This is a genomic window from Streptomyces sp. NPDC037421 (assembly GCF_055602105.1).
The window spans coordinates 1-8,500 of sequence record NZ_JBVJWV010000011.1; the positions used below are offsets into that span (position 1 = coordinate 1).

General features: G+C 71.8%; 7 protein-coding genes. 5 read left to right on the forward strand and 2 right to left on the reverse strand.

From position 1 onward, the window contains the following. Positions 1 to 718 precede the first annotated feature (718 nt). The gene (locus ACZ7IF_RS18005) at positions 719 to 1,198 is read right to left on the reverse strand and encodes a hypothetical protein (protein ID WP_470972166.1); all 480 of its coding nucleotides are present in this window, start codon (positions 1,196 to 1,198) and stop codon (positions 719 to 721) included. Between the two features lie 162 nt (positions 1,199 to 1,360). Between ACZ7IF_RS18005 and ACZ7IF_RS18010 the strand changes: the two genes are divergently transcribed. The 4 genes from ACZ7IF_RS18010 to ACZ7IF_RS18025 all read left to right on the forward strand — a co-directional run bounded on the left by ACZ7IF_RS18010 (position 1,361) and on the right by ACZ7IF_RS18025 (position 5,636). Further along, complete coding sequence (locus ACZ7IF_RS18010) at positions 1,361 to 2,548, forward strand: helix-turn-helix domain-containing protein (protein WP_470972169.1); 1,188 nt, start codon at positions 1,361 to 1,363, stop codon at positions 2,546 to 2,548. Next, positions 2,538 to 2,984, forward strand: coding sequence for a GNAT family N-acetyltransferase (locus tag ACZ7IF_RS18015; RefSeq protein ID WP_470972171.1), 447 nt, complete (start codon positions 2,538 to 2,540; stop codon positions 2,982 to 2,984). Before ACZ7IF_RS18010 ends, ACZ7IF_RS18015 begins: the two co-directional genes overlap by 11 nt. Before the next feature lie 935 nt (positions 2,985 to 3,919). Continuing rightward, complete coding sequence (locus ACZ7IF_RS18020; protein ID WP_470972174.1) at positions 3,920 to 5,263, forward strand: carboxyl transferase domain-containing protein; 1,344 nt, start codon at positions 3,920 to 3,922, stop codon at positions 5,261 to 5,263. A 70-nt stretch (positions 5,264 to 5,333) separates the two neighbouring features. Further along, positions 5,334 to 5,636: a putative quinol monooxygenase gene (locus tag ACZ7IF_RS18025; RefSeq protein ID WP_470972178.1), complete on the forward strand. Its 303-nt coding sequence runs from the start codon at positions 5,334 to 5,336 to the stop codon at positions 5,634 to 5,636. Between the two features lie 147 nt (positions 5,637 to 5,783). Here ACZ7IF_RS18025 and ACZ7IF_RS18030 read toward each other — a convergent pair whose 3' ends face one another. Continuing rightward, positions 5,784 to 7,040, reverse strand: coding sequence for an MFS transporter (locus ACZ7IF_RS18030; RefSeq protein WP_470972180.1), 1,257 nt, complete (start codon positions 7,038 to 7,040; stop codon positions 5,784 to 5,786). Positions 7,041 to 7,289: 249 nt separating this feature from the next. Here ACZ7IF_RS18030 and ACZ7IF_RS18035 point away from each other — a divergent pair, with 249 nt between their 5' ends. Beyond that, the gene (locus ACZ7IF_RS18035) at positions 7,290 to 8,399 is read left to right on the forward strand and encodes a carboxylate-amine ligase (protein ID WP_470972182.1); all 1,110 of its coding nucleotides are present in this window, start codon (positions 7,290 to 7,292) and stop codon (positions 8,397 to 8,399) included. Positions 8,400 to 8,500: the final 101 nt, after the last annotated feature.

Consider the following 8,500-nt stretch of genomic DNA (forward strand, 5'->3'; position numbering starts at 1 on the left):
GGTTTCCCGTCAGTCCCATCGTCCTTCCGTGTCGTGCCGGCCCGTCAAGGGCGCTCCCTTCGGTCGCGTCACTTCGTGATCGCCTTCGGCGACCCCTGACAGCCCGTCCCGCCCCGGAAAGCCGAAAGACTGCCGGGAAACCCCCAAAAGAACGGCACGGTCCAAGGGAGAGGGACGGGTCTCTCAGCGATGAGACGAGGGGACGGGCCATGCCCCGTCAGGCATCCGAGCCCTCAGCGTCCCGATTCCGGACCAGGGGCGCGACTACCCGCACCACATGACGACCAGAGCCCCCTGCGGACCAGGGCGCACCAGATCGCTACGCGCTCCTCAGATCTCAGCGACTGGCGGCCGTCCGTGGCTGATACCCGCACCCAAGGACGACCAGAGGAGTGCGGGAAGCGGATGGGCGCGGCAGATCGCTACGCGCTTCTCTGACCTCGGCGGCCTGCGGTCGTGGTGCTTGCTCAGCTTGTAGATGCCCAGGGGCGGGAAGACTTCGCCCCGGGCCGGGTAGTCCTTGGGCGCAAGGCACGCACAGCAGGTCCCGGCGGGTGCTGTGGGTGGCGGTGCGGGCGACCTGGACGGGGTTTCGCCAGCAGGCTTCGCACGTCACGACATCGGTTGCGGTGGTGGTGAACTCGGTCGCGATCACCGAGATTCGCCTCCTCGGTTCCCCCGAGCAGGATGAGGGTGCAGTAGCCGGGCAGGTTTGCCGTCAGGGCATGTCCTCGGCCAGGCGCGCGGTGCCGACGCGGATGAGGAGGGCCACGGAGGCGGAGACGCAGTGTGAGGGTTCGGTGCCGGGGACCGACCAGTAGATCGGTGTCTCGCGCCTGTACTCGCAGCGGTTGGCGGCAGGCACGCCCAGGTGGGTGCGTGGAGCCAGGCACTCGACTCCGCGTGCCGACGTTCGCCAGTCCAGCCGGTCCTCCGGCCGGACCAACGGGTAGAAGTTGCGGCCGCGTCCGTCGTGGATGACCGGGCCGTCGAGGCGTTCGGCCAAGGCGAAGGCGATGTCATCCGGGTCGGTGGACTCCACCGCCGCGTGCACGACCGCCTCGGGGATCCGAATGGCCCCGAAGGTCTGGCCGACAGGAATGACCGCGACACCGTGCTCGGTCCACTCGGCCCAGGCCTGCCGGGGATTCGGATGGCTGGCAGCGAGCCAGTCGGCCATGCTCGTGCAGTTGTTCATGAGTGCGCTCCTACCGTCGACATGAGCGATTAACTTCCGCCGTAATGCACGGGAGTTACGTCCAGGGCGTAGCCTTTCGCGTACGGACCGTCAGGAACATCGGTGACGTGTCCGCTCCCGTCCGCACCCTCGCGGACACTGCGGACACCCGAGGTGGAGACCGTGCCCGAATCCTTTGGCGAAGCTCTGCGACGCTTCCGAGGAAGCCGATCCGTTCGAGATGTCGCGAAGCTCGCAGCGTGTGGCAAGACGTATGTGAGCGACCTGGAGAACGGGAAGCGGCGGCCGACCCCTGAGATTGCGGCAGCCCTCGACCATGCGCTCGGTGCCAACGGCGAACTGAGCGCACGAGCCCAGATCCGTACTGAGGCTTCCGTGCTCGACCGAGCGGATTCCTTACAGCGGGGCCTCCACGAAGCTCTCGCTGCCGGTCCTATGACCGAGGCAACTCTGGAGGACTGGGAATACACGATTGCCCGCCATGGCCGTGCCACTCGTCATCGGCCCGAAACCGAGATGCTGGGGGACCTGCTGGCCGACTTCGGGGACCTGCGGCTTGTACTAGCCCAACGCCACCCCACCCCCGTGCGCAGACGGCTGAACATCGCGGCGGCCCAGATGGCGGGCCTGATGGCTCTCACGCTGCTGAAGCTCGGCGATCCAAGGTCAAAAGCATGGTGGCGGACCGGTCGAGCTGCCGCAGCGGCTGCTGAGGATCGAACAGCCCTCTCGTGGATCTACGCCCAAGAGGCGTACCAGCTCTATTACAGCGGCGACTGGCACGGAGCCGTCGAACTCGCCTCCCGCGCCCGGGGCCTGGCCGGAGGCCTGCCATGTGTGGGACCTGCTCTCGCGGCACCACTCGAAGCACGAGCGCTGGCACTCCTGTCGCGACGCGACGAATCCATCGAGGCACTCGCTCGTGCGGAGACGGCACTCAGACGACTGTCGCCGGCAGAGCAGACAGGATCCGCGTTCGGCTACTCGGAATCCCAGTACAACTTCCATGCGGGAAACGCGCTGACCCACATGCGCGATACCTGCCGCGCCATTGAGCACCAAGACCGCGCTCTGGAGCTGTACCCGGAATCCGACCACACTGACCGGGCACTCGTGCGCCTGGATCGGGCCATGTGCGCCATGTCCACCGGTGACATCCCAACAGCCGCTGAACAGGCAATACAGACAGTCGCCGACCTTCCTCCGGAGCATCGCTCGGCTCTGATCATCTACCGTGCGCGCGAGGTCGCGGCTATCGTGCCGGGCAATGCACAGACGTTGCGCGAGGTGAGGGTTCTGCGCGAGCTCCTGGCGCTGCCCTCCGGAGAGAGGAGCCAGGGTGAGGATTGAGCAGGCGACCGAGGCGGAAATCGAGGCGCTCTCCGAACTCATCGGTGAGATAGAGGTCTACTACGGCGGGGCACCCGTTCCCGGCGATGCTGGTCAGATCAAGGACGCCCTCTTCGGTCCACGGCCGGCCGCGACGGTCCTCTTGGCCTACGAGGGTGACCAGGTCATCGGCCTGGCGAGCTACTCCCTGCTGTGGCCTGCTGCCGGCGCCGACAAGAGCCTCTACTTGAAGGAGTTGTTCGTCCGCGAGGCCTCGCGGCGCCAGGGAGTTGCGGCAGCGCTGATGACGGCCGTCAAAAGTGCGGCCGCGAAGGAAGGGTGCAGCCGTGTGGAATGGACCGCAGACACCGACAACCCGGCAGCACTCGCCTTCTACCAGGCCCTAGGCGCCGAGCCCCGCGGGGGAAAAATCTTCTTCCGCGCCGATGGCCTATAGACAAAGCGCACGGACGAGGCTCAGCCGGTCGGCGGGACGGGTGGTCCGGGATGTCCAGCCAGGGCCTCTGTGAGCCCTCGGCCGCGGTCAGCCCGAACCGATCGAAGCCGGGCCTTCCCTGGGCGTCCCACCAGCGGTAGGCGGCTTCCGTCTCGTCCCACAGCCTGCGTGGAAGACCCGACTGGACGACCTCGAACGAGCTGGCCCCCGGGTCGTAGTCGGTCGACGCCCACGACAGGGTGTCCGTGCTGTACGTCCACCGGGTGTACGTGGCCTCACCACTCCGTCTGATCGGCGCAAGAGGGCCGTCTGCGACGCCGACGCTTTCCACGCTGCTCTGATCAGCATTTGGTGCGGGTATCAGCCTCAGACGGCCACCAGACGTCCAGAAATGAGAAGCGCGTAGCGATCTGACGCGCTGGGGGGGCTTCCCCGGGGGCTCTGATCAACCTCTCGTGCAGGCACCCGCTCCCCGGCCCGGGATCTCGACTGCTGAGGGCCCGGATGCCCGGCAGGCCGGGGCCCGCCCCCTCGCCTCATCGCTGACGGACCCGCCCCTCCGACCATGGCCCGTGCCGTTCTTTTGGGGGTTTCCCGGCAGTCTTTCGGCTTTCCGGGGCGGGACGGTCGGTCAAGGGTCGCCGAAGGCGATCACGCAGTGACGCGACCGAAGGGAGCGCCCTTGACGGACCGGCACGACACGGAAGGACGATGGGACTGACGGGAAACCCCCAAACCGGCCATGAGACCGCCCAGGGGAATACCGCTCCCCACCCCACCGCCCCGCAGACGGGGGCGGGTGGGCAACCACCGACCCGCTCCCACCGGGTCGAGGGGGAGATAGCGGGCCCGCACCGCAAGCAGTGAACGGCCCCGAGGTCCCGCGCCGCCGACGGTGGATGGCCCCGCGAGCGGGTGCCGCCTAGGGTGGCCGCGTGACGACCCGTCTCTCGGCCCGTGCCGCCATCGCCGCCCTCATCGACCCCGACTCGTTCGCCGAACTCCCCGCCCCGCGCGCGGAGTCGCCCGCCGACGGTCCCATCGGCTGGACCGGCTACGACGCCTCCCGGGCCCGGGCCACCGCGCGGACCGGCGAGCCGGAGTCCGTGGTCATCGGTACCGCACTCGTCGGCGGCCGGCCGGCCACCGTGATCTCCTTCGAGTTCGGCTTCCTCGGCGGGTCCCTCGGGCAGCGCACCGGAGACCGGCTCGAAGCCGCGTACACGCACGCTCGGGAGCAGCGCCTGCCGCTGGTTTCCTTGATCGCGACCGGCGGATCGCGGATGCAGGAGGGGATGCTCGCGCTGACCCAGCTCCAGCGGGTGGCGCGGCAGTGCGTGCTCACCCGGGCCGCCGGGCTGCCGCAGATCGCGGTGCTGCGCGACCCCACCACCGGCGGCGGATGGGCCACCCTCGGGGCGGGGGCCGATGTCGTGCTGGCGCTGCCCGGGGCGCAGGTCGGCTTCGCCGGGTCCCGGGTGCGGCCGGCGGACGCCGATCCGGCGGCGTACACCGCCGAGGGGCAGTACGCGGCCGGGCACGTCGACGCCGTCGTGCCCGCGGCGGAGCTCCCGGGGGCCGTGGCGGACTGGCTGCGGGTGCTGGCCGCGCCGCGCGCCGCCGGGCCGGTCGAGCCCCCGGCCGCGCTGGCCGGCGCAACGCCCCCGGAGACCGGCTGGGACGCCGTCCGGCAGGCCCGGCACCCGGACCGCCCGCGGGCGCAGGCGTACCTGGACGCGTACTTCGAGCTGCGCCTGCCGCTGCGCGGGGACCGGGCCGGGGCCGCCGACCCCGGGATGCTGTGCGGGTTCGGGCTGCGTGAGGGGCGGGCGGTCGCGTACGCCGCCCAGTGCGGCACGGCCACCCGGCCGGCGGGCTACCGTACGGCGGCCCGGGTGATCCGGCTCGCGGACCGGCTCGGGATCCCGGTGCTCACCCTGGTGGACACCCCGGGCGCGGCCAACGACGCGGCCGCCGAGCACGCCGGTGCCGGCCCGGCCATCGCCGACACGTTCGCGGCGCTCGCGGAGGCTTCCGTGCCGGTGACCACCCTGCTGATCGGCGAGGGCGGCTCCGGCGGGGCGCTGGCCCTGGCCGCGCCCGGGAACACCTGGGTCACCCCGGACAGCTACTTCTCGGTGATCGCCCCGGAACTGGCGGCGGCCATCCTCAAGCGTCCCGCCGAGGAGGCCCCCGCCACTGCGGACCAGCTGCGCATCCGGCCCCAGGACCTGGTCTCCCTGGGCGTGGCCCGGGGAATCGTTCCTCCGCCGCGCTGATCCCGTGCGCCGGTCTCACCCACTGAACGCGGCTTCCCGCCGCCGGAGTTGACGGCGTACGCTCCGCCGCATGTCACAGCCCGTGCAGCTCGTCGTCCTGATCAGCACCCTCCCCGGCCGGGGGCCGGAGCAGATCGAGGCGTACGAACGCCTCGCGCCGGTCGTCCGGGCCGAGGAGGGCTGCCTGCGCTACGACCTGCACCGGGTGAGCGGCGACCCCGACCGCTTCGTCCTCGTCGAGCGGTGGGCCTCGCGGGCGGCCCTCGCCGCCCACGACGTCGCCCCGCACATGATCGAGTCCGACGCCGCCTGTGCCGGGTTCCGGGCGGGCCCGGCGGAGGTGATCCGGCTGGACGCCGAACCGCTGGCCTGAGCGGCCCCGACCCGGTCAGCGGTCTGCCGAGGCCGCGCGGCGGCCTCGGCGGCGGGGGTGTTCCCGCGGGCCACCTCCGGCCGGGTAGGGCGCCGACTTGTCGGAGACCCCGGCGACGCGCACCGGCGACGTGTCAGAAGGGGGGCGCTACGCCTGCGGTGAGCGGGCGTCGTAGCGGGCGAACGAACGCCACCGCGCGGCAAGAACGCACAGCACCAGTACGCACGCCAGCCCGCCTCCCGTGACGGCCACCGTCGGGGAGGCCAGGTCGGCGACCGACCCCGCGAGGAAGTCCCCCAGCCGGGGTCCGCCCGCGACGACCACGATGAAGACGCCCTGCAGGCGCCCCCGCATCGCGTCCGGTGTGGCCGCCTGGAGCATCGTGCTGCGGAACACCATCGATACGGTGTCGGCGCAGCCGGCCACCGCCAGGAAGAGCAGCCCCAGCCAGAGGTTCCGCGTCAGGCCGAAGACGGCGATGGCCAGCCCCCACGCCCCGACGGAGAGCAGGATCGCCAGCCCGTGCCGCCGGATCCGGCCCTGCCAGCCGGAGAACAGCCCGCCCAGCAGCGCGCCCACCGCGGGGGCGGCCACCAGCAGGCCGACCGTCTTGGCGTCGCCGCCGTACCAGAGCACGGCGACGGCGGGGAACAGCGCCTTCGGGTGCGCCAGCACCATGGCGGCCATGTCGGAGAAGAAGGTCATCCGGACGTTCGGCCGGGTGCCGAGGAAGCGCAGGCCGTCGAGGACCGAGGCGCGCCCGCCCGTGCGGCCCTCCGGCAGCATCGACGGCAGCCGCCACATGGCGTACAGGGCGGCGAGGAAGGTCACGGCGTCGATCAGGTACGCCGCCTGGTAGCCCCACCAGCCGACGATCACGCCGCCCAGCACCGGGCCGAGCATCGTCCCGGACGTCATGGTGACGGAGCCCAGCGCGTTGGCGGCGGGCAGCTGCTCGGGCGGCAGCAGCTTCGGGATCATGGCCGAGCGGGCGGGGCCGTTCAGCGCCCCGCAGACGGCCTGGAGGGCGACGACGGTGTAGAGCAGCCAGACCCGGTGGTAGTCGAGCAGGGCGGCGGCGGCCAGGCCGACGGAGAGGACGGCGAGCCCGGTCTGGCTGTAGAGGCCGAGCTTGCGCCGGTCGACGGTGTCGGCGACGGCGCCGCCGTACAGGCCGAAGACGACGAGCGGGACGAGCGAGAAGAGCCCGACGAGGCCGACGGAGAAGCTGGAGCCGGTGATCTCGTAGACCTGGAGCGAGATCGCGAGGGCGGTCATCGCCTGGCCCATCCAGGAGATGGTGCCGCCCACCCACAGCCGCCGGTAGTCGGCGGAGGTGCGCAGCGGGGTCAGGTCGGCGAATATGCGCCGCTTCGGCCGGGGAGGGGAGGCGGTTCCAGTCACACGGGATGGTAACCAGGCCCGGCTGGGGCGGCTCTGGAGACCGGGAAGCGTTCACACACCCGCAACGCCCTCACCACGCGGATCCGGGGCCCCAGGCGGGGGCCGGCCTTGCCGCTAACCCGCCACTATCACCAGACATTTGACCGGATCGACGTACCCTCCACGCCCCCTGTCGGCTCATGATGAAAAGACTCGTATGTCCAGGGAGGCGTAGTGATCGAACCTGGCAACAGCACAACGAGCACCACCGTGAGCGGCGTTCCCACCCCCCTCACGGTCGGGGTCGAGGAGGAGTTCCTGCTCGTCGACGCCACCACCTTGCGGGTGGTCCCGGCCGCGCCGCTCGTCCTCGCCACCGCCGCCGGGCTCCCGCAGCAGCTGCACGCCGAGGGGACCCGGTACCAGGTGGAGATCTCCACTCCGGTCGCGGATTCGGCGGTGACCCTCCGCGAGGAACTCGCCGTCCTGCGGCGCGCGCTGTCCGCGGCGGCCCGTGCGCACGGCTGCCGGCTGCTGGCCGCCCCCTCGCCCGTCGTGGCGGTGGAGGGGCCCCTGCACCTGACCGACGACGAGCCGCGCCAGCGGGAGCAGCACCGGCGGTTCGGCGCGCTGACGGACACCCTGGTGAGCTGCGGCCGCCACATCCACATCGGCACCCTCGACGTGGACACCGCGGTGGCCGTGTCCAACCGGGTCAGACCATGGCTGCCCACGCTGATCGCGCTGGCCGCCAATTCCCCCTTCTGGGGCGGCCGGGACACCGGGCACTCCAGCTGGCGGGCGATGGCCTGGTCGGGCTGGCCCTCGGCGGGGCCGCCCCCGCACTTCACGTCCACGGCCCATTTCCGGCACTCGGTGGAGACCCTGCTCGGCTCCGGGGCGGCCCTGGACACCAAGATGGTCTACTGGGACCTCCGTCCGTCCGGGAACTGGCCCACGCTCGAGATCCGGGCGCCCGACATGTCCCCGGACATCGACACGGCCGTGCTCCAGGCGGAGCTGGGGCGCGCCCTGGTGTCCTCGGCGCTGCGTGCCATCGCGGAGGGGCGGCCGGATCCGCCCGTACGGGACGACGTACTGCGTCTCGCGCGCTGGCGGGCGGCGCACGACGGTCTGGAGGGCTTCGGCCTGGACCCGTACACGGGCGCCGAGGTGCCGGCGGCCGACCTGGCGGAGGCGCTGCTCGACCTGGTCGCCCCGGACCTGGCCGCCGTCGGCGACCTGGACCACGCGGCGAAGACCCTGGGCGGGCTGCTGCGCGACGGATCGGGGGCCGCCCGGCAGCGTACGGCCTTCGCCCGCCGCGGGGACCTCACGGACGTGCTGCGCCATCTGGTGGAGGAGACGGAGAACTTCTAGCCGGTCCGTCCCGGCGGCCGGGGGGGGGGGGGGGGGGGGGGGGGGGTTCCCCAACTCAGTGGTATCGAAACGAACTGCGCCCCGGGGGGGCGAAGCCTCTC

Coding starts and splice junctions, on each gene's coding strand:
- ACZ7IF_RS18005 (WP_470972166.1), bottom strand. CDS start 1,198: ATGAACAACTGCACGAGCATGGCCGACTGGCTCGCTGCCAGCCATCCG.
- ACZ7IF_RS18025 (WP_470972178.1), top strand. CDS start 5,334: ATGTCACAGCCCGTGCAGCTCGTCGTCCTGATCAGCACCCTCCCCGGC.